20 protein-coding genes are annotated in these 19,380 nt (G+C 61.9%); 13 read left to right on the forward strand and 7 right to left on the reverse strand.

The window, feature by feature from the left end; all coding sequences use genetic code 11:
- Nucleotides 1–16: 16 nt before the first annotated feature.
- Nucleotides 17–232, reverse strand: a complete 216-nt coding sequence (locus PspR76_RS16585) for a TOBE domain-containing protein (protein WP_003173733.1) — start codon at nt 230–232, stop codon at nt 17–19.
- Between the two features lie 319 nt (nt 233–551).
- Here PspR76_RS16585 and PspR76_RS16590 point away from each other — a divergent pair, with 319 nt between their 5' ends.
- Genes PspR76_RS16590 through PspR76_RS16600 form a run of 3 tightly spaced genes read left to right on the forward strand, consistent with a single transcriptional unit; the run spans nt 552 to nt 3,074 of the window.
- A complete protein-coding gene (locus PspR76_RS16590; protein WP_159956929.1) occupies nt 552–1,523 on the forward strand; it encodes an aliphatic sulfonate ABC transporter substrate-binding protein in 972 nt (323 codons plus the stop codon).
- A gap of 10 nt (nt 1,524–1,533) precedes the next feature.
- The gene (locus PspR76_RS16595; protein ID WP_159956931.1) at nt 1,534–2,361 is read left to right on the forward strand and encodes an ABC transporter permease; all 828 of its coding nucleotides are present in this window, start codon (nt 1,534–1,536) and stop codon (nt 2,359–2,361) included.
- Complete coding sequence (locus PspR76_RS16600; RefSeq protein WP_159956933.1) at nt 2,358–3,074, forward strand: ABC transporter ATP-binding protein; 717 nt, start codon at nt 2,358–2,360, stop codon at nt 3,072–3,074. The genes PspR76_RS16595 and PspR76_RS16600 overlap by 4 nt, the downstream gene beginning before the upstream one ends.
- Nucleotides 3,075–3,185: 111 nt before the next feature.
- On the opposite strand, the gene PspR76_RS16605 is transcribed toward PspR76_RS16600, so the two are convergent.
- The 3 genes from PspR76_RS16605 to PspR76_RS16615 all read right to left on the reverse strand — a co-directional run bounded on the left by PspR76_RS16605 (nt 3,186) and on the right by PspR76_RS16615 (nt 5,655).
- Nucleotides 3,186–4,106, reverse strand: coding sequence for a FecR domain-containing protein (locus PspR76_RS16605; protein WP_159956935.1), 921 nt, complete (start codon nt 4,104–4,106; stop codon nt 3,186–3,188).
- Entirely contained in the window at nt 4,103–4,621 is a 519-nt protein-coding gene (locus PspR76_RS16610) for a sigma-70 family RNA polymerase sigma factor (protein ID WP_159956937.1), read from the reverse strand. The genes PspR76_RS16605 and PspR76_RS16610 overlap by 4 nt, the downstream gene beginning before the upstream one ends.
- A 92-nt stretch (nt 4,622–4,713) precedes the next feature.
- Nucleotides 4,714–5,655: a LysR family transcriptional regulator gene (locus PspR76_RS16615; RefSeq protein ID WP_159956939.1), complete on the reverse strand. Its 942-nt coding sequence runs from the start codon at nt 5,653–5,655 to the stop codon at nt 4,714–4,716.
- Nucleotides 5,656–5,771: 116 nt separating this feature from the next.
- Between PspR76_RS16615 and PspR76_RS16620 the strand changes: the two genes are divergently transcribed.
- The 9 genes from PspR76_RS16620 to PspR76_RS16660 all read left to right on the forward strand — a co-directional run bounded on the left by PspR76_RS16620 (nt 5,772) and on the right by PspR76_RS16660 (nt 15,203).
- A complete protein-coding gene (locus PspR76_RS16620; RefSeq protein ID WP_159956941.1) occupies nt 5,772–7,067 on the forward strand; it encodes an MFS transporter in 1,296 nt (431 codons plus the stop codon).
- Between the two features lie 16 nt (nt 7,068–7,083).
- Entirely contained in the window at nt 7,084–8,268 is a 1,185-nt protein-coding gene (gene rhmD / locus PspR76_RS16625) for an L-rhamnonate dehydratase (RefSeq protein ID WP_159956943.1), read from the forward strand.
- A gap of 11 nt (nt 8,269–8,279) precedes the next feature.
- Nucleotides 8,280–9,080, forward strand: coding sequence for an HpcH/HpaI aldolase family protein (locus PspR76_RS16630; RefSeq protein ID WP_159956945.1), 801 nt, complete (start codon nt 8,280–8,282; stop codon nt 9,078–9,080).
- An 11-nt stretch (nt 9,081–9,091) separates the two neighbouring features.
- A complete protein-coding gene (gene aldA, locus PspR76_RS16635; RefSeq protein ID WP_159956947.1) occupies nt 9,092–10,525 on the forward strand; it encodes an aldehyde dehydrogenase in 1,434 nt (477 codons plus the stop codon).
- Nucleotides 10,526–10,595: 70 nt separating this feature from the next.
- A complete protein-coding gene (locus PspR76_RS16640) occupies nt 10,596–11,477 on the forward strand; it encodes an amidohydrolase family protein (protein WP_159956949.1) in 882 nt (293 codons plus the stop codon).
- Nucleotides 11,477–11,797 carry an L-rhamnose mutarotase gene (rhaM, locus tag PspR76_RS16645; RefSeq protein WP_174245632.1) on the forward strand — a complete coding sequence of 107 codons (321 nt, stop codon included), beginning with the start codon at nt 11,477–11,479 and terminating at the stop codon, nt 11,795–11,797. The genes PspR76_RS16640 and rhaM overlap by 1 nt, the downstream gene beginning before the upstream one ends.
- Nucleotides 11,798–11,837: 40 nt before the next feature.
- Nucleotides 11,838–12,896 carry an L-rhamnose/proton symporter RhaT gene (gene rhaT, locus PspR76_RS16650; RefSeq protein ID WP_159956951.1) on the forward strand — a complete coding sequence of 353 codons (1,059 nt, stop codon included), beginning with the start codon at nt 11,838–11,840 and terminating at the stop codon, nt 12,894–12,896.
- Between the two features lie 28 nt (nt 12,897–12,924).
- Complete coding sequence (locus PspR76_RS16655) at nt 12,925–13,695, forward strand: SDR family NAD(P)-dependent oxidoreductase (RefSeq protein WP_159956953.1); 771 nt, start codon at nt 12,925–12,927, stop codon at nt 13,693–13,695.
- 185 nt (nt 13,696–13,880) lie between these two features.
- Nucleotides 13,881–15,203 carry a carbohydrate porin gene (locus PspR76_RS16660; protein ID WP_159956955.1) on the forward strand — a complete coding sequence of 441 codons (1,323 nt, stop codon included), beginning with the start codon at nt 13,881–13,883 and terminating at the stop codon, nt 15,201–15,203.
- Here the strand turns inward: PspR76_RS16660 and PspR76_RS16665 are convergent.
- Complete coding sequence (locus PspR76_RS16665) at nt 15,200–15,814, reverse strand: LpxA family transferase (RefSeq protein WP_159956957.1); 615 nt, start codon at nt 15,812–15,814, stop codon at nt 15,200–15,202. The two genes, PspR76_RS16660 and PspR76_RS16665, sit on opposite strands and share 4 nt — an antisense overlap.
- Before the next feature lie 122 nt (nt 15,815–15,936).
- Between PspR76_RS16665 and PspR76_RS16670 the strand changes: the two genes are divergently transcribed.
- Complete coding sequence (locus PspR76_RS16670; RefSeq protein ID WP_159956959.1) at nt 15,937–16,902, forward strand: threo-3-hydroxy-L-aspartate ammonia-lyase; 966 nt, start codon at nt 15,937–15,939, stop codon at nt 16,900–16,902.
- Between the two features lie 26 nt (nt 16,903–16,928).
- Here PspR76_RS16670 and PspR76_RS16675 read toward each other — a convergent pair whose 3' ends face one another.
- Both PspR76_RS16675 and PspR76_RS16680 read right to left on the reverse strand, forming a co-directional pair.
- Nucleotides 16,929–17,555: a helix-turn-helix transcriptional regulator gene (locus PspR76_RS16675; RefSeq protein WP_159956961.1), complete on the reverse strand. Its 627-nt coding sequence runs from the start codon at nt 17,553–17,555 to the stop codon at nt 16,929–16,931.
- A gap of 205 nt (nt 17,556–17,760) precedes the next feature.
- Entirely contained in the window at nt 17,761–19,371 is a 1,611-nt protein-coding gene (locus PspR76_RS16680; protein ID WP_159956963.1) for a GMC family oxidoreductase, read from the reverse strand.
- Between the last annotated feature and the right edge of the window lie 9 nt (nt 19,372–19,380).

Raw genomic sequence — 19,380 nt, forward strand, 5'->3', positions numbered from 1 at the left:
CACATCTGGATAGGGTTTAGAGCTTGGCAATCGAGACTTCGGTCGACTTCACAAAGGCAATCACTTCGCTGCCCACTTTCAATTCCAGGTCGCGCACCGAACGCGTGGTGATCACCGACGTGACGATGCCGGACGCGGTTTGCACGTCAATTTCGGACACCACTTCGCCCAGCAGAATCTCCTTGATCACGCCCTTGAACTGGTTGCGCACGTTGATGGCTTTAATGGTCATGTCGGCTATCCTTTTGGCTGTTGGGTCAATCCGCACGAATGCGCAGGCCCTCAAAGTGCGCCATCTGAAAGGACATTAAAAGGAATATATAACTCTTTATTTATTCGATATAGATATATAAGCACTGTTTGCCTGGCAACAGCTGATCAACAAACTGCTCGTCCACGTCACAGCGTCATTGGCCTAAAGCCCCGCAAATACGCCTCCGTACTAGATGGCACAGAGACTGCATATTCCTACAAAGCATGATGGAACATGCCGATTCAATTTTCTGAATATAAGAAAAGCCTTCTCTCAACGCCTTGTCCGGAGCTGTTCCATGAAACCCTTTACCCAACGCTTACTGGGTGCCTGCGCCCTCGCCTTGTGCCTGCAACCGCTGGCCCAGGCTGCCGAAACCGACCCCGCGCAAGTCAATCTGGATTACGCCTACTACTCACCGGTCAGCCTGGTGCTCAAGCATTTCGGCTGGCTGGAACAAGCGCTGCCGCAGACCAAAGTCGGCTGGGTGCTCAGCCAGGGCAGCAACCGCTCGCTGGAATACCTCAACAGCGGCGGCGTGGATTTCGCCTCCTCCGCCAGCCTCTCGGCCGTGTTGAGTCGCGCCAATGGCAGCCCGATCAAATCGGTGTACGTCTACAGCCGCGCCGAGTGGACCGCATTGGTGGTGCGCAAAGACTCACCATTCAAGAACGTGACGGACCTGAAAGGCAAGAAAATCGCCGCCACCAAAGGCACCGACCCGTACCTGTTCACCCTGCGCAGCCTGCAACAAGCCGGGCTGAAAAAAGACGATGTTGAACTGGTGCACCTGCAACACCCGGACGGCCGCGTCGCCTTGGAGAAAGGTGACGTGGACGCGTGGGCCGGCCTCGACCCGCACATGGCCGCCAGTGAAATCCAGGCCGGTTCGCGCCTGCTGTACCGCAATAAAGACTTCAACAGCTATGGCGTGGTCAGCGTCACCGAGAAGTACGCCAAGGAGCATCCGCAGACCATCACCAAGGTGCTCGGTGCCTATGAAAAAGCCCGCGACTGGGCGGTAAAGCACCCGGATGAATTCGCCAAACTGCTCGCCGACGAATCCGGCCTGCCGCTGGAAGTGGCCAAGCTGCAACTGTCGCGCACCGACCTCAGCAGCCCGTTGTTGACGGGTAAGGATGTGGTCTCGTCCAAGGCCGCTGCGCCGATTCTGGTGTCCGAGGAATTGGTTCGCCGTGGCGTGAATGTGGATCAGGTCATCGACCAACTGATCGACACCTCGTTCGGCCAGGCGCTGCCTAAGCAGTAAGGGGCGCGTGATGACCAGCAAAACCCAAGCAGTGCCGCTGCCGGTGCCGGTGATGACTCACCGCAGCGCCTGGCCACGGCGGCTTAAAGGCCTGGTGTTGCCAGTGCTGATCCTGCTGGTGCTGGAGGGGGTGGTGCGTATCGGCTGGCTGCCGTCTTACCAGATGCCGGCGCCCAGCGAAATCGCCGTGACGCTCACCGACCTGGCTGAAGGCGCGTTGTGGAAACACATCAGCGCGAGCCTGTTGCGCGTGCTGGCCGGCTTCGCCATCGGCGCCAGCCTGGCCTTGGTGTTTGCCGCCTGGGTGGGGCTCAGCCGCGAAGCCGAGGCTTATCTTGAACCGACGTTTGCCGGGCTGCGCTCGATCCCGAGCCTGGCCTGGGTGCCGCTGTTGCTGCTGTGGCTGGGCATTGATGAAACCTCCAAGATCGTGCTGATTGCGATTGGTGCGTTCTTCCCGGTGTACCTCAATGGCGTCGCGGCGATTCGCGATATCGACCGCAAACTGGTAGAGGTCGGGCAAATGTACGGTTTCAGTCGGCGTCGGCTGGTACGACGCATCCTGTTGCCCGCCGCCCTGCCCGGCCTGTTTACCGGTTTGCGCAGTGGTCTGAGCTTGGCGTGGATGTTTCTGGTGGCGGCCGAGTTGATCGCGGCCACCAAGGGCTTGGGCTACTTGCTCAGCGACGGGCGCGAAACCTCGCGGCCGGACATCGTGTTGGCGGCCATCATCGTGTTGGCACTGCTTGGCAAAGTCAGTGATGGCTTGCTTGCAGCCCTGGAAAAACGCTGCCTGGCCTGGCGCGACACGTTCAATGGCCAAGGGGCGGAGCAATGAGCATGCAGCCATTACTGGACATTCGCGTCGAGCGTAAAAACTTCGCCAGCACCACCGTGCTGAGCCATGTGCACCTGGCCTTGCAGCCGCGCGAAGCGGTGAGCCTGCTGGGCCCCAGCGGCTGTGGCAAAAGTACCTTGCTGCGCATCGTCGCCGGCCTGGAAAAGGACTTTCAAGGCGAACTGCGCAGCCCCGAAGGTGAAGTGGCGTTCGTGTTCCAGGAGCCACGGCTGATGCCTTGGCTGACCGTGGAGCAGAACATCGGCTTCACGGATGACGACCGCTATGACAAAGCCTGGGTCGCGCAATTGATCGAGGAAGTCGGCCTCAAGGGGTTCGCCCAGGCGCTGCCCAAGGCATTGTCCGGCGGCATGGCGCAACGGGTGGCAATCGCCCGTGGCCTGTATTCGCGCCCGCAGGTGTTGCTGCTCGACGAGCCGTTCAGCGCGGTGGATGCCTTCACCCGCATGAAACTGCAGGACTTGCTGCTGCAACTGGCTGAGCACCATGCCATTGCGTTATTGCTGGTGACCCATGATGTGGACGAGGCGCTGTACCTGAGTGATCGGGTGCTGGTGATGGACAACCGCCCGAGCAGCATCCGCCAGGAACTCGCGGTGGATTTGCCGCACCCACGGGACCGGCGCGACCCGTTGCTGGCGCGGCTCAAAGCGCTGGCGTTGACCGAGCTGCAGCGGGCGCATGTGATCTAGGATTTGGGCTGCAGAGCGGCGTTATTGTGGCGAGCCCGCTTGATGTGGCAAGCCCGCTCGCCACAACAAGCCCGCTGGCCACAGGAAGACCGCTCGCCACAACAAAATGGGTTAAGCCAACGTGCGGCTCAACGTCACCCAATACCGCGTCCGCGCCCGTACTTCAAACCCCAGGGTCTGGGATAGCAAGGCAAGGATGCGGTCAGTGTCATCCAGGCGAAAGCTGCCGGTGACGCGCAGCGTTTCCAGGCTCGGGTCCCAGCGCAATACACCTGAGCGGTAACGCTCCAATTCACGCAGAAAATCCCCCAGCGCCTGGTCCTGTGCGGTCAATACGCCGTCACGCCAACCCAGCTGCAACACATCGAAGGGCACACAGGCGCCGAGCCCTTGCGGCGTCAATGGCGCTTGCTGGCCGCTGCTCAAGGTCGCGCGTCGCCCGCTCACATCGCGCACCTGCACCGCGCCCTTGAGCACCGACACCCGGCAACCGGAAGCCAGTTGGCGCACACACACCTCGGCCTGGCTGACGAGTACCTCGCCATGGCGGGTATGCACGGTCAGCGGCGCCGACCCTGGAACAGTCAGCGCCAGCTCACCCTCCACCAGCGTAATGCGCCGTTGTGCAAGGTCGACATCCACCGCCGTGGCCGTGTTGAGTTGCAGGCTGCTGCCATCGGCCAACGGCAGGCGCCTGCGCTCGCCGGTGGCCGTGTGCACGTCGGCCCGCCATGCTTCGATGGGCAACTGGCGGCTGATCAGCCAGGCGCTCGGCACTAACGCCGCGACACCCAGGGCGCGCTTGAGAATTGCCCGCCGCGTCGCTTGCGGGCGGTCGAGGCTGGCCATCGCCAAGGCTTGCGGCAAGTCGCTGAAACGCTGACGCAGGGATTGGGCTTTCTGCCAGGTCTGCTCGTGCTGGGGATGGCTGTCGCGCCACTGCTGCAAGGCAGCGTGATCGCGCTCGGTGGCGGCGCCGGACTCCAGCAACGCCAGCCACTGGGCGGCAGCGCGTGCAACATCGCGGCTCACAGGTCGACCAGCAAGCAGTGTTCGTAGGCGTGCGCCATGTAGCGCTTCACCGTGCGCTCGGACACCTCGAGCCGTTCGGCGATCTCGCGATACCCCAGGCCTTCGAGCTGGCTCCACAAAAACGCACGGCGCACCAGCACCGGTAAACCGTCGAGCAATTCATCCAGCGCTTGCAGGGTTTCCAGCACCAGCCAGCGTTGCTCCGGCGACGGCACACAGGTGTCCGGCAGGTTGGCCAGGGCATTCAAGTAAGCCTGCTCAAGGCTGCGCCGCTGATGAAAGTTGACCAGCAAGCGCTTGCCGACCGTTACCAGATATGCCCGAGGCTCCTGCAATTGCGCAATCGGCTGGGCGCTGGCCAGCACGCGCAGGAAAGTATCCTGGCTCAGGTCCGCAGCATCCCAGGCGTTGCCCAGGCGTCGGCGCAGCCAGTTTTCCAGCCAACTGCGGTGGTCGCGGTACAAACTCGACAGCGTGTGGTCGGCGGCGTGGGTCGGGACAACAGCATCATTCATGGCAAGCGACCTGCGCGGCGCGAGTGAGTCTTAAATGAGATTCATTCTATTTAATAACGTGCCGACACACCATGGTCTTTTCAACATTGCGTTTAGAGCATCGCTGCCTTCTGCCGCAGCAAATCGATAAATAGCCCCAGTTCACGGCTCACCGGTTCACCTTTGCGCACCAGCATGCCAAACGGTGCCAGGCGCACATCCAGAGCCACCGGCAGGGCCACGACCAGGCCCATTTTCAAATAGTCGCGCAAGGCGCTTTCCGATAGCACCATCACCGCATCGGTCAGTTGGATGAGTTGCTGCATCGAATACACCGAGCTGCATTCGATGATGTCCGCCGGGCTCGATAACGCCAGGTCTTGCAGGGCCTGATCAAAGCCAATACGCGCCGGGCTGGTTTGCGGTTGCAGGATCCACGGCCAGTCGCGCACCAACTCGGCCAGCTCCAGTTGATCGCGCCGGGCCAAGGGGTGGCCAGCGTGCACCACCACCAACAGTCGTTCGTTGCCCAAGGGCTCGAAGCTGTAGTGCTGGTTATCTGTGGCAGCGTTGCGCCGCGTAATGCCCAGGTCGATGCGGCCTTGTTCCAGCAGTTGGATAACCTGATCGCTGGTGTCGCCCATGATGCGAATACGCAGTTGCGGGTTAAGTGATTTGATCTGCGCAATCGAATCCATCACCAAGTCCGGCGCGGCCCCCATGATGGTGCCGATCGACAGGTAGCCATAGCCGCCCTGTTGGCGCGCCATCAAATCTTCGGCGCAACGGTCCAGGCCGCTCAGGGCTGATTCAGCGAAGCGGATCAGCTCCTGGCCCAGGGCTGTGGGGCGCATGCCACGCGGCAAACGCTCGAACAGATCGCAGCCGAACATGTCCTCGATCTCGCGCAACATACGCGTGGCCGCGGGTTGCGACATGTTCAGAGCCTGGGACGCGCGGTGCAGGTTCTGGCTGGAGCTCAGCGCCACCAGCATATGCAAATGCTTGTAACGCAGGCGGTTGAACAGGCTGGGAGAAATGGTCGGGCTACGCATTTTTGTCCTTATTATCGATACCCTTAGGTTATCGGTTGTAAGCGAGATTCGATTTGTAGCGCATTGCTCGCCCGCCGTACAGTCCGTTTCATAAGAACAAAACAGCGGACAAATCTATGAAAACCCTGCCTGCGCCCCTGCTCGCCAAGATTTCCTGGCGACTGCTGCCCTTCCTGTTATTGATGTACATCATGGCCTTTCTCGACCGCGCCAATGTCGGGTTCGCCAAGCAAGCCTTCCAGGCCGATACCGGCTTGAGTGATGCCGCATTCGCCTTCGGTGCCGGGGTGTTTTTTGTCGGCTACGCGTTACTGGAAGTGCCGAGCAACCTGATCCTGCACCGCGTCGGCGCCCGCCTGTGGATGTGCCGGATCATGGTCAGCTGGGGCCTGGTGTCGGCGGCAATGGTGTTCGCGCACAACGAAACCAGCTTCTACATTCTGCGCTTCCTGCTGGGCGTGGCCGAGGCAGGCTTTTTCCCCGGCGTGATCCTCTACCTCACTTACTGGTTCCCCCAGGCCGTGCGCGGCAAAGCCATGGGGTTCTTCTACTTCGGCGCGCCGCTGGCGTTTATCTTCGGCAGCCCGTTGTCGGGTTTGTTGTTGGAGCTGGACGGCTTCGGCGGTATTCACGGCTGGCAATGGCTGTTCGCGGTGGAAGGCTTGATGGCCACCGCTGTGGGTGTCTGGGCCTATTGGTACCTGGACAATCGCCCCGCCGATGCCAAGTGGCTGACCTTAGACGAGCGCGAGCACATCCAGGCCCTGCTGGATCAGGAAGACCAACACAAAACCTCCCACGGCCGCAGCCTGCTGAACGTGCTGTGCCAACCGTCGGTGCTGTACTTGTGCCTGGTGTATCTGCTGATCCAGGCCAGCGTCTACGGCGTGGTGTTTTACCTGCCGACCCAGGTCGGCGGGCTGCTGGGCACCAAGGTCGGGCTGATGGTCGGGCTGGTGTCCGCCATTCCCTGGATCTGCGCGCTGTTTGCCGCCTGGTGGATCCCCGCCTACTCCGATCGCACCGGCGACCGCCGCCGCACCGCCAGCCTCACGCTGCTGATGGCCGCCGCCGGCATCGCCTGCTCGGTGACCTTTGCCAACCCCCTGCTGGGCATGCTCGCACTTTGTTTTGCAGCCTCGGGTTTCATCGCCGTACAACCCGTGTTCTGGACCTTCCCTTCCAGCTACCTGGCCGGCAGCGCAGCCGCCGCCGGCATTGCGTTGATCAACTCGTTCGGCGCCCTCGGCGGGTTTATTGCGCCGGTGATCAAACACTGGGCCGAGAGCGCTTTGCACTCCCCGGCGGCAGGTCTCTACCTACTGTCCGCCACCACGGTACTGGCTGCATTGCTGGTACTGGGCATCCATTCACCCGGCCATAAAGCGTCGAACACGCCGGCCACTGTTTAATTCCAGGAGTCACACCATGGGTCATCTCACTATCAAACACGTGCGCGCCTTTGTACTGCGCGGCGGCGGCGCGGATTACCACGACCAGGCCGATGGTCATTGGATCGACGACCATATTTCGACGCCCATGAGCAAATACCCCGAATACCGCCAGAGCCGCCGCAGCTTTGGCATCAACGTGCTCGGCACGTTGGTCGTGGAGATTGAAGCCAGCGATGGCACCGCAGGTTTTGCCGTGACCAATGGCGGCGAGCCGGCGGCCTACATCGTCGAGAAACACCTGGCGCGTTTTCTGGAAGGCGCTCGTGTTACCGACATCGAAAAGATCTGGGACCAGATGTACCAGTCCACCCTCTACTACGGCCGCAAGGGCCTGGTGATCAATACGATTTCCGGGGTCGACCTGGCGCTGTGGGACCTGCTCGGCAAAATCCGCCAGGAACCGGTGCACCAGTTGCTCGGCGGCGCGGTGCGTGACGAATTGCAGTTCTACGCCACCGGCGCACGCCCGGACCTCGCGCAGAAGATGGGCTTCATCGGCGGCAAGATGCCCCTGCACCACGGCCCTAGCGAAGGTGAAGAAGGCCTGCGCAAAAACCTCGAATCATTAGCCACCATGCGCGAACGGGTCGGCCCGGACTTCTGGCTGATGCTCGACTGCTGGATGAGCCTGGACCTGAACTACGCGACCAAACTGGCCATCGGCGCCCATGAATACGGTTTGAAGTGGATCGAAGAAGCGCTGAGCCCGGACGATTACTGGGGCTACGCCGCACTGCGTAATAACGTGCCTAAAGGCATGTTGGTGACCACCGGTGAACACGAAGCCACCCGCTGGGGTTTCCGCATGCTGCTGGAAATGGGCTGCTGCGACATCATCCAGCCCGACGTCGGCTGGTGCGGCGGCCTGACCGAACTGGTGAAAATATCCGCGCTCGCCGACGCGCATAACGCCATGGTGGTGCCCCACGGCTCGTCGGTCTACAGCTACCACTTCGTCGCCACGCGCCACAACAGCCCGTTCGCCGAGTTCCTGATGATGGCGCCCAAGGCCGACGAAGTGGTGCCGATGTTCCACCCGCAACTGCTTGGCGAACCGGTGCCGGTGAATGGCCGCATGCGCCTGTCGGCGCTCGACAAGCCCGGTTTCGGTGTTGACCTGAACCCGGACTGCCAACTGCACCGCCCCTACAACCGCTGAGGAAGACTGCCATGAATATGCCCCGCAACGGCTTCAAGGCCGCCCTCGCCCAGGACGCCACGCAGTACGGCATCTGGGCCGGTTTCGCCACCGCCTACGCCGCCGAGCTCGTCGCCAGCATCGGTTATGACTGGATGCTCATTGATGGCGAACACGCCCCCAACACCGTGCCCAGCGTGCTCAACCAATTGCAGGCCGTGGCGCCCTACACCACCGCACCCGTGGTGCGTGCGGTAAGCGGCGACGCCAACCTGATCAAGCAATTGCTCGATGTCGGCGCTCAGACACTGATGATCCCCATGGTCGAAACCGCCGAACAGGCTCAGGCCCTGGTGCGCGCCATGCGTTATCCGCCCCACGGCATTCGTGGCGTCGGCGGCGGTTTGACCCGCGCCACACGCTGGGACGGCGTGACGGATTACCTGCAAACCGCGCATCAAGCGCTGTGCTTGATCGTGCAGGTGGAATCACGCCTTGGGGTTGAAAACGTCGAAGCGATTGCCGCCGTGGACGGTGTGGATGCGGTCTTTATCGGCCCCGCCGACCTGTCCATCGGCCTCGGTCATGCAGGCAACCCCGGCCACCCCGAGGTCCAGGAGCGCATCAAGCACGCGGTGGACGCAACCCTCGCCGCCGGCAAAGTCAGCGGCATCCTCGCGCCCAACGAAGACGACGCGCGCCGTTACCAGGCCTGGGGCTGCCGCTTCATCGCGGTCGCCATCGACATCAGCCTACTGCGCCAGAGTGCACTGACCACCCTCTCCCGTTATCGCCCCGCCGCCGACGCGAAAGCGCCATCGCGCACTTACTGAGGAACCTGCCCATGCCATCCGTTCCCGTTTACCAGAACTTTATCAATGGCCGCTTCGTTGCCAGCCAAGCGCATATAGACGTGCTGAACCCGGCCACCGGCGCGCTTCTGTCCAAGGTACCGGCGTCCACTGCCGACGACGTCGACCAAGCGCTCAGCGCCGCCCGCAACGCGCAAACAGACTGGGGGCGCAAACCCGCCATCGAACGCGCCGGCCACCTGCGGCGCATTGCTGCCAAGTTGCGCGAAAACGTCGCGCACCTGGCACGTACCATTACCCTTGAGCAGGGCAAGGTCAGTGGCCTGGCCGAAGTCGAAGTCAACTTCACCGCCGACTACCTCGACTACATGGCCGAGTGGGCGCGTCGTATCGAAGGCGAGATCATTACCAGCGACCGCCAGAATGAAAACATCTTCCTGTTCCGCAAGCCTCTGGGCGTAGTAGCCGGCATCCTGCCGTGGAATTTCCCGTTCTTTTTGATCGCACGCAAGATGGCGCCGGCGCTGCTGACCGGCAACACCATCGTGATCAAACCCAGCGAAGAAACCCCGAACAACTGCTTCGAGTTCGCCAAACTGGTGGCCGAGACCGACCTGCCGGCCGGCGTGTTCAACGTGGTATGCGGCGATGGCCAGGTCGGCGGCGCACTCACCGCGCACAAGGGTGTGGACATGATCAGCTTCACCGGCAGCATGGCCACCGGCTCACGGATCATGACCGCCGCCGCACCCAACATCACCAAGCTCAACCTGGAACTGGGCGGCAAGGCGCCGGCCATCGTGTTGGCCGATGCCGACCTCGACCTGGCGGTCAAAGCCATCCGTGATTCGCGCATCATCAATACCGGCCAAGTGTGCAACTGCGCCGAGCGCGTGTACGTGGAACGTAAAGTCGCCGACCAGTTTATCGAACGCATCAGCGCCGCGATGGCTGCCACCCGCTACGGCGACCCCATCGCTCAGGCCGATGTGGAGATGGGCCCGCTGATCAACCGCCAGGGCCTGGACAGCGTCAACCGCAAAGTGCGCACCGCGCTGAGCCAGGGCGCCACGCTGGTCAGCGGTGGGCAGATTGCCGACCTGGGCGCAGGTTTTCACTTCCAGCCCACGGTATTGGCCGGCTGCCGCGCCGACATGGAGATCATGCGCGAGGAGATCTTCGGCCCGGTGCTGCCGATCCAGATTGTCGACGACCTCGACGAAGCCATCGCCATGGCCAATGACTGCGACTACGGCCTGACGTCATCGATCTACACCCGCGACCTGGGCAAAGCCATGCACGCAGTACGCGAGATTGATTTTGGCGAGACCTACGTCAACCGCGAAAACTTCGAAGCCATGCAAGGTTTCCATGCCGGTGTGCGCAAATCCGGAATCGGCGGCGCTGACGGTAAGCACGGCTTGTACGAGTACACCCACACACACGTGGTGTACCTGCAGAGCTGAGGTGGTGAAATGCGGCCCGGCGCGTTAGCGTGCGGGCCTTTACCAGAATGCTAAAGATAAGGACTGCGCCATGCCCCTGCCCCTTTACAGCGGCCCGATCATCGACAGCCATCTGCACCTGTTCGACCCGCGTCGCCCCCAGGGCATCCCGTGGCCGGAGCCAGGCAACCGGTTGTATGCCGCACATTTGCCGGCGCACTACTGGGCCCTGGCCAGCCAGCACAATGTCATTGGCGCCATCGTTGTGGAAGCCAGCCCATGGCGTGACGACAACCGCTGGCTGCTCGACATCCTGCGCAACGAGCCGCGCATGCTCGGTTTTGTCGGCAACCTCGACCCGCGTGAGGCGAGTTTCGCCGCCGACCTCGACGCGCTGACGCCGGAGCCGCTGTTCCTCGGCCTGCGCTACGGCAACCTGTGGGACCGCGACCTGCTGGTGGACCAGACACGCCCAGGGTTTATCGACGGTATGCGCCAGTTGGCCGCCTGCGGGCGCAGCCTGGACAGCGCCAACCCGAACCCGCGCCTGATCAAGGGCCTGTTGCACCTGAGCGATGCCGTGCCGCAGCTGCGAATTGTCGTCGATCACCTGCCTAACGCCCAGGTGCCGGCCGGCGAAGAAGCGGCCTACCACGCCGACCTCTTGCGCCTGGCCCAACGGCCCAACGTGTTTGCCAAGCTGGCGGAAATTCCCCAGCTGGGGCCCGACGGGTTGATCACCGATACGGCTATTTATAACGACCGCCTCGCGGTTTTATGGGAAGCCTTTGGCGAAGACCGTTGCTTCTTCGGCAGCGACTGGCCCAACAGCGATCATCTGGCGGATTTCGCCACCACGCTGGGCCTGGTCAAACGCTGCATGGCGGACAAACCCGAGACGGTCCAGGCCAAATTTTTCGTGCACAACGCGGTGCGTATCTATACGCCCACTACCGCCCATGGAGACCTGTGATGCAGACCCGTGCCTTTCGCATGCACCTCAACCCGGGTCAGGCCGACGAATACCGTCGACGCCACGATGAGATCTGGCCGGAGCTGGCCGACGCGCTGCTGAATGCCGGCGTGGTGGACTACAAGATCTTCCTCGATGAACCCGCCAATACGCTCTTCGCCGTACTGGCCCACGATGACGTCCATGGCCTGGACGAACTGCCCGGCACGCCACTGATGCAACGCTGGTGGCGCTATATGCAGGACATCATGCCCAGCCACCCCGATGCCTCGCCGATCAGTCTCGACCTGCTGCCCATGTTCGAACTGACGCGCCCCTGAACCAACTGGCTTACAACAACAATAAAAAGGATTCAACCACGTGGAAATCATTCTCTTCGGTGTGATTCTGCACTTTATCGGCGGCTTTGCTTCCGGCAGTTTCTACATTCCCTACAAGAAGGTCCGCGGCTGGGCCTGGGAAAGTTATTGGATCACTGGCGGCCTGGTGTCGTGGCTGATCGTGCCCCTGATTGCCGCGCAACTGACCGTGCCGGGCTGGGTACAAATCCTGCGCACGGCCGACACCAGCACCCTGCTGTGGACCTATCTGTTTGGTGTGCTGTGGGGCATCGGCGGGCTGACCTTCGGCCTGACCATGCGCTACCTCGGCTTGTCGCTGGGCATGTCGCTGATCATGGGCCTGACCTCCGCCCTCGGCGCCTTGATGCCCGCGCTGTACCGCGACCTGTTCACCACTGAAACCGAGGGTACGCTGACCTCGATGCTGGCCTCTCAGGGCGGGCATTGGGTGCTGTGGGGCGTGGCTGTGTCGTTGATCGGTATCGCGGTGTGTGGCAAGGCCGGGCTGATCAAGGAGCGTGAAGTATCCCAGGCGGTGAAGTTCGCCAGTGTCAGCGAGTTTTCGCTCGGCAAGGGCATGCTGGTGGCGGTGATCTCGGGCGTGCTGAGCGCCTGCTTCAGCTACGGGATTTCCGCCGGTCGCCCACTGGCCGCTGCTGCGGTGGAACACGGTGCCAACAGCCTGTTCCAGAACAACGTGACCTTTATGGTGATCATGTGGGGCGGTTTGACCACCAACGGTATCTGGTGCCTGTGGCTGAATTGGCGCAACCGCACCTTCTCCAACTACACCGACCGCAGCACCCCGCTGCTGAGCAACTACCTGCTGGTAGCCGTCGCCGGCACCCTTTGGTTCCTGCAGTTTTTCTTCTACGGCATGGGCGAAAGCCGCCTGCAGAACGACGCCAGTTCGTGGGTGCTGCACATGTCGTTCATCATCATCGTATCCAACTGCTGGGGCCTGTATTTCCGTGAATGGCACGGCACCAGCGCGACAAACAAGGGCGTATTGGTGGCGGGTATCGCGGTGATCCTCGGCGCCATCGCCATGGTCGGTTACGGCAATTACCTCGGTTGAAACCGCTTATTCTTTCAGGAGTGTTTTTATGTTGCTTGCAGACAAAACCGTAATCATCACCGGCGCCTCCCGTGGTATCGGCCGCGCCGCCGCCCGTGAATGCGCGCGCCAGGGCGCCCGCGTGGTGATCGGCCACAGCGGCAGCGGCCAGGGCAGCGAAGCGGCGTATTCGTTGATTGAAGAAATCAAGGCGCTCGGCGGCCAGGCCATCGAAGTCGGTGGCGACGCCGCCGACCCGGACACCGGCGACAAGCTGGTGGCCGGCGCAGTGAACGCCTTCGGCAGTGTCGATGTGTTCGTCAACAATGCCGGGATCTGCCCGTTCCACTCCTTCCTCGACATGCCGCGCGAGGTCTACCTGAAAACCGTCAACACCAACCTCAACGGCGCCTACTTCGCCGTGCAGGCGGCGGCCAATCAAATGAAAAACCAGGGCCGTGGCGGCGCGATCATTGCCGTCAGTTCCATCAGCGCCCTGGTGGGCGGTGGCATGCAAACCCACTACACCCCAACCAAAGCCGGGCTGCATTCGTTGATGCAGTCCTGTGCGATTGCGCTCGGGCCGTATGGGATTCGCTGCAACTCGGTCCTGCCGGGCACCATCGCCACCGACATCAACAAGGAAGATTTGGCGGATGAGGAGAAGCTCGCCTACATGACCTCGCGTACGCCACTGGGTCGCCTGGGCGAGCCGGATGATGTGGCCGGGCCAATCGTGTTCCTGGCTTCCGACATGGCGCGCTATGTGACCGGCGCGTCATTACTGGTAGATGGCGGGTTATTCGTGAACCTGCAATAAGCACCACCCCCTAACAACCTACACAGTTCCAATGTGGGAGCGGGCTTGCTCGCGAACGCAGTGTGTCAGTCACCAGATTCATGCCTGAACCACCGCTTTCGCGAGCAAGCCCGCTCCCACAGGGGCCTCTGTGTGCCTGAAATTTGTGCTGTCCCCATAAAAACAACAATACCCAGGAGCATCCCATGCGCCCCACCCTCCCCCTGGCCCTGCTTTGCAGCGCCATGTCGACCTGCGCCCTCAGCGCCGGCCTGCTCGACCCCAATGCATCCGCCATGCTCGGCGACTGGAACGGCCTGCGCCCGCAACTGGCCGAACAGGGCTACGACTTCACTCTCAAATACGTCGGCGAAGTCGGCTCGAACCTGGGTGGTGGCTACAACTCCCACACCACCGCGCGCTGGAGCGATCAGTTGATCCTCAGCGTGAACATGGACCTGCAAAAACTCCTCGGCTGGCAAGACGCAACCTTGCGTATCGGCATCGGCGAGCGCCATGGCAAGGACATCACCAACGACCGCGTGCACCAGCCAAATGCCACCGGCTTGACCTCGACCATGGAAGTGTTCGGCGGCGGCAATGCCTGGCGACTCTCGCAGTTCTGGTACGAGCAGAAATTCTTCGATCGCGCGTTCGCCCTGAAACTCGGCCGCTTCGGCCACGGCGAAGACTTCGACCAGTTCCCCTGCGAATTCCAGAACGTCACCTTGTGCGGTTCCCAGGAAGGCAACTGGAACGGCGTGTGGAACAGCTTTCCCATCAGCCAGTGGGCGGTGCGCGCCAAGTACCAGTTCACTGATGAGTTCGCGGTGCAGATCGGCGCCTACGACAAGAACCCCGGTAACGCCGAAGCCAGCAATGGCTTCAAACCTTTTATCAGCGGCTCCCAAGGCACCAGTTTCCCTGTCGAAGCGATCTGGAAAGGCCAGATCGCTGGCCTGAGTTCCGAATACCACGCCGGTTACTACTACACCAACGCCGACAACAAAGATAACCTCAAGGATGCCGACGGTAACTACGCCGCCAGCACTGGCAAGCCCTACGAGATGTACTCCAGCAATGACGGCTGGTGGCTGTCCGGCCAGCAACAATTGACCACAGTCGATGGCAACGCCAAGCGTGGGCTCAACGTGTTCGCCAACCTGACGATGAATGACCCGGACAAGAGCGTGATCAAAAGCCTGATCCAGGTCGGCCTGATCTACCGTGGCCCGTTCGATTCACGCCCTGATGACACGCTTGGCATTGGCGCATCGAAGTTGCAGGTCAGCGACCGCTATACCCGCAACACGCAAATGCTCAACGCGGCCAACGGCATCACTGCGATTGACGACCCGCTGTACGTGCCCGAACAACACCGCGAATACAGCTACGAGCTCAACTACGGCGTGCAAGCGACAAAATGGCTGATGGTGCGCCCCAACCTGCAGTACGTGAAATACCCGGGCGGGCTCGCGCAAACCCCGGGCGCGGTGGTCGGCGGCGTGCAGTTCATTGCTGACTTTTAGTCGTTCTCGCCATCAAACACCTGCCCGCGTCCGACCACGCTGGCAGGCTTGAGCAAGGCTCCCGGCGCCAACACCGCGTTCGCGCCGACCCGGCACTGATCACCCAGCAAGGCGCCAAACTTGTCGCTACCGGTACGCTGCAACTGCCCCTCGATGCGCACTAATACTTCCTTGTCCGCCCGTTCATTGCGGTAGTTGGCGACGATGCTGCCGGCTTCCAGGTTGACCCCATGGCCGAGCACCGAATCGCCGACAAAATTGAAGTGCGCCAGCTTGCTGCCGCTGAACACGAACGAGGTCTTCAGCTCGGCGCCGGGGCCGATGATGCACCCCGCGTCCAACCAGCAGCCACCGCGCAGCAGCGAGCCGCTGGCGACAAAACACTCGGCACCGATGATCAGCGGCCCCTTGAGCAAGGCGCCGGGTTCGACAATGGCCGTACGGTGCACGGCGACGTCGCCGTGAATGGCGTAATCGTCAGCCGGCAGTTCGGCCAGCAACCTGCGCACAATCACCGGCGCTTGTGTCACCAGCGCCCAGGGCGCGAGGTCAGCCCACGGCGCCAAAGGGCTTCGGGCAATGTCGGCGATGTAGTCAGTGAGTCGAATCAATGGCGAACCCTCGAGCGGTCAGAGAAGCTCGAAACGCTAGCATGTCCGCAAGCCCGAACGGAACTTTACTAATTATCTTTATATGGATATTTTATCCAGATAAAGCCTACGAGGTCCGTCCCATGCAATTGCCTAGCTACCAAGACGTCATCGCGGCCGCCCAACGCCTGGAAGGCGTCGCGCACACCACGCCGGTGCTCACGTCACGCACCCTCGACGCCGAAACCGGCGCCCAGGTGTTCATCAAGTGTGAAAACCTGCAACGCGCCGGCTCGTTCAAGTTTCGTGGCGCGTTCAATGCCCTGTCGCAGTTTGACGCGCAGCAGCGCAAGGCCGGCGTGGTGGCGTTTTCCTCCGGCAACCATGCCCAAGGCATTGCCCTGGCCGCGCGGTTGCTGGGCATGCCGGCAACGATAGTGATGCCCACCGATGCACCGGCGGCCAAAGTCGCCGCCACCCGTGACTATGGCGCCAGCGTGGTGCTTTACGACCGTTTCACTGAAGACCGCGAGCAAATCGGCCGCACGCTCGCCCACGAGCAAGGCATGACACTGATCCCGCCCTACGACCACCCGCACATCCTCGCCGGCCAAGGCACGGCCGCCAAGGAATTGCTGGAATTCACCGGCCCGCTGGACGCCTTGTTCGTTGGCCTCGGCGGCGGCGGCATGCTCTCGGGCACGGCGTTGTCGACCCGCGCGCTGGCGCCGGATTGCCAACTGTTCGGGGTCGAACCCGAAGCCGGCAATGACGGCCAGCGCTCGTTCCGCACCGGCAGCATCGTGCACATCGACACCCCGAAAACCATTGCCGACGGCGCGCAAACGCAACACCTGGGCAACTACACCTTCCCCATCATCCGCGATCAGGTGAACGACATTCTCACCGTCACCGATGCGCAATTGGTCGACAGCATGCGGTTCTTCATGCAGCGCATGAAGCTGGTCGTCGAGCCCACCGGCTGCCTGGGCCTGGCGGCCTTGCGCCAATTGGGCGAGCGCTTCAAGGGCCAACGCGTGGGCATTATCGTCACCGGCGGCAACGTCGATATCGAGCGCTACGCCGCCCTGCTCAGCGGGGCGCCATAAACCTCATCCACACCCCGGATGGCGCGCTACTTGGCGTAGGTGTAGACCGCCGCGCGTGACACGCCCAGGTGCGAGGCGACGGTTTCCATGGCGCGGCGGATGTCCATGCAGCCTGAGTCCTTCAGCTCTTGCATCAGCGCGCGCCGATCCGCCGTCTTGAGTGCGCGCGGAGTGGTCGCCAGGCGCGCGGCGAACTGGTCGATACGCGCGCGAATCACATCGGCGCCGGACGGGTCCAGGGACTCGTGGGGCTTGTCGCCACTGACCGAACCGAACTGCTCCAGCATGCCCTGCAAGCCACGGAACAACGACAAATCGACGTTCATGCACAACGCCGCGACGTACTTGCCGCGGGTGTCCTTGATGCCGATTGACGTGCTTTTGACCTGGCGGCCATCGGCGAACTGGTTCTGGTAGTTGGCAATGACCTGCGGGTAGTCCGGGTCGGCAATCCGCGCCAGCCCCAACTCGGTCGCCGGGTCACCGGGTTGACGCCCGGAAAGGTTGTTATGGATCGCCAGGATCGCGTGCTGCGGGTCGCGCAAATCGTGCAGCACCACTTCGCAGAACGGGCTGAAGGTTTTGCTCAAGCCTTCGGCAATCTGCTCAAGTTGGCTGATCAGGGTGGTGTCTTCGGGAGAGGTCTTTTTCATGCAAGACAACATATCCAATACTGGACATTACATCAATTGCCTGCATTCCCACACAGAGGCAATGCGCTTGTGATTGATCGTTCCCACGCTCCGCGTGGGCACGCATCCTGTGACGCTCCGCGTCACGACATCAAGAGCAGGACGCAGAGCGTCCGGGCCAGCATTCCCACGCAGAGCGTGGGAACGATCAACCAGCACCCACCTATCAGGCGTCTTCCAGGATCAGATCCGCGCCCTTCTCCGCCACCATCAACACCGCCGCATGGGTATTACCCGACGTCACGTTCGGGAAAATCGACGCATCGACGATGCGCAGCCCGTCCAGCCCGTGCACTTTCAAGCGCTTGTCCACCACCGACACCTGCGGGTCCGAACCCATGGCGCAGGAGCCGCACAGGTGGTAGATCGAGCCGCTGTTTTCGCGGAAATATTGCAGCATCTGCTCATCGGTTTGCACCGCCGCACCGGGCAGTACTTCGGCCACGGTGATGCCTTTGAGCGCCGGGGCCTGCATGATCTTGCGCATCAACCGGCTGCCCTGGATCACCTCGTCGATATCCTTTTCGGTGCTCAGGTAGTTGGGGTCGATCAGCGCCGCGTCCCGTGGGTTCTTCGAGGCAATACGGATGGTGCCGCGACTGGTGGGACGACACGGGTTGAAGCACAGCAAAAAGCCGGAATACGGTTCGGGCTTGAGGCTGGCCTTGTTGTTTTTCGGGATCTGATACGACAGCGGGTTGAAATACAGCTGCAGGTTCGGATCCTTCTGTTGATCGTTGCCGCGAAAGAAGCCACCGGCCTGGTTGACGCTCATGGCCAGCGCGCCCTTGCGGGTCAGCAGGTACTTGAGGACAAGTTTGAGTTGGCCGAACAGCGAGCTGAGTTCGTCATTCAAGGTCGGGATATTGGCCTTGTAGTAGTAGCTGGCGCACAGGTGGTCCTGCAGGTTTTCGCCCACGGCCGGCAGGTGCTTGACCAACGGGATAGCGTGTTCGGCAAGCAATTGCTGGTCGGCCACACCGGATAATTGCAGGATCTTCGGCGTGTCCACCGCACCGGCGCAAAGGATCACTTCCTTACGCGCGGTGAAGGTTCGCGCCACACCGTGCTGGGTGACGGCGATGCCGGTGGCGCGCTTCCGGTCGTCAAACAGCACGCGGTCGACCAGCGCATGCAGTTCCACGGTGAGGTTCGGACGGCCTAGCGCCGGGTGCAAATGCGCAAAACTGCTGGAGCAGCGTTCGCCATTACGCGTGTTGACGTCATACAGCCCAGCGCCTTCAAAGTGCGGGCCGTTGAAGTCATCACTGTGCGCGTAGCCCAGCTGTTCGCAGCCCTTGAGGAAAACGTCGCAGATCGGGTGGGTCTGGCCCTTCATCGGCGTAATGCTGATGGGGCCGCTGGCGCCGTGGTACTCGGTATCGCCCAAGGGATGGTTTTCCAGCTTGCGAAAGTACGGCAGCACGTCCGCAAAGCTCCAGCCGTCGTTGCCGTTGGCGGCCCAGTCATTGAAGTCATGGGCCTGGCCACGCACGTAGATCATCGCGTTGATCGAGCCCGAACCGCCCTGCACTTTGCCGCGCGGCGCGTAGATTTCACGGCCGGCCAGCTGTTTTTGCGGCTGGCTGTAATACATCCAGTTGAAGGTCGGGTTGTAATACATCTTGGCGAAACCGACGGGGATCTTGAACCACCAGGAACTGTCCTTGCCACCGGCTTCCAGCAGCAATACCGAATATTGCCCGGACGCGGACAGCCTGTTGGCGAGGATGCAACCCGCCGCGCCTGCGCCAGCGATGATGTAGTCGTATGTCATTCACGGTTA

The sequence above is a fragment of the Pseudomonas sp. R76 genome (assembly GCF_009834565.1).
Classification (GTDB): Bacteria; Pseudomonadota; Gammaproteobacteria; order Pseudomonadales; family Pseudomonadaceae; genus Aquipseudomonas.

What these genes read in the sequence shown, in the direction of transcription:
- PspR76_RS16585 (WP_003173733.1), bottom strand. Translation starts at nt 232, where the DNA reads ATGACCATTAAAGCCATCAACGTGCGCAACCAGTTCAAGGGCGTGATC.
- PspR76_RS16590 (WP_159956929.1), top strand. Translation starts at nt 552, where the DNA reads ATGAAACCCTTTACCCAACGCTTACTGGGTGCCTGCGCCCTCGCCTTG.
- PspR76_RS16595 (WP_159956931.1), top strand. Translation starts at nt 1,534, where the DNA reads ATGACCAGCAAAACCCAAGCAGTGCCGCTGCCGGTGCCGGTGATGACT.
- PspR76_RS16600 (WP_159956933.1), top strand. Translation starts at nt 2,358, where the DNA reads ATGAGCATGCAGCCATTACTGGACATTCGCGTCGAGCGTAAAAACTTC.
- PspR76_RS16610 (WP_159956937.1), bottom strand. Translation starts at nt 4,621, where the DNA reads ATGAATGATGCTGTTGTCCCGACCCACGCCGCCGACCACACGCTGTCG.
- PspR76_RS16615 (WP_159956939.1), bottom strand. Translation starts at nt 5,655, where the DNA reads ATGCGTAGCCCGACCATTTCTCCCAGCCTGTTCAACCGCCTGCGTTAC.
- PspR76_RS16620 (WP_159956941.1), top strand. Translation starts at nt 5,772, where the DNA reads ATGAAAACCCTGCCTGCGCCCCTGCTCGCCAAGATTTCCTGGCGACTG.
- rhmD (WP_159956943.1), top strand. Translation starts at nt 7,084, where the DNA reads ATGGGTCATCTCACTATCAAACACGTGCGCGCCTTTGTACTGCGCGGC.
- PspR76_RS16630 (WP_159956945.1), top strand. Translation starts at nt 8,280, where the DNA reads ATGAATATGCCCCGCAACGGCTTCAAGGCCGCCCTCGCCCAGGACGCC.
- aldA (WP_159956947.1), top strand. Translation starts at nt 9,092, where the DNA reads ATGCCATCCGTTCCCGTTTACCAGAACTTTATCAATGGCCGCTTCGTT.
- PspR76_RS16640 (WP_159956949.1), top strand. Translation starts at nt 10,596, where the DNA reads ATGCCCCTGCCCCTTTACAGCGGCCCGATCATCGACAGCCATCTGCAC.
- rhaM (WP_174245632.1), top strand. Translation starts at nt 11,477, where the DNA reads ATGCAGACCCGTGCCTTTCGCATGCACCTCAACCCGGGTCAGGCCGAC.
- PspR76_RS16655 (WP_159956953.1), top strand. Translation starts at nt 12,925, where the DNA reads ATGTTGCTTGCAGACAAAACCGTAATCATCACCGGCGCCTCCCGTGGT.
- PspR76_RS16660 (WP_159956955.1), top strand. Translation starts at nt 13,881, where the DNA reads ATGCGCCCCACCCTCCCCCTGGCCCTGCTTTGCAGCGCCATGTCGACC.
- PspR76_RS16670 (WP_159956959.1), top strand. Translation starts at nt 15,937, where the DNA reads ATGCAATTGCCTAGCTACCAAGACGTCATCGCGGCCGCCCAACGCCTG.
- PspR76_RS16675 (WP_159956961.1), bottom strand. Translation starts at nt 17,555, where the DNA reads ATGAAAAAGACCTCTCCCGAAGACACCACCCTGATCAGCCAACTTGAG.
- PspR76_RS16680 (WP_159956963.1), bottom strand. Translation starts at nt 19,371, where the DNA reads ATGACATACGACTACATCATCGCTGGCGCAGGCGCGGCGGGTTGCATC.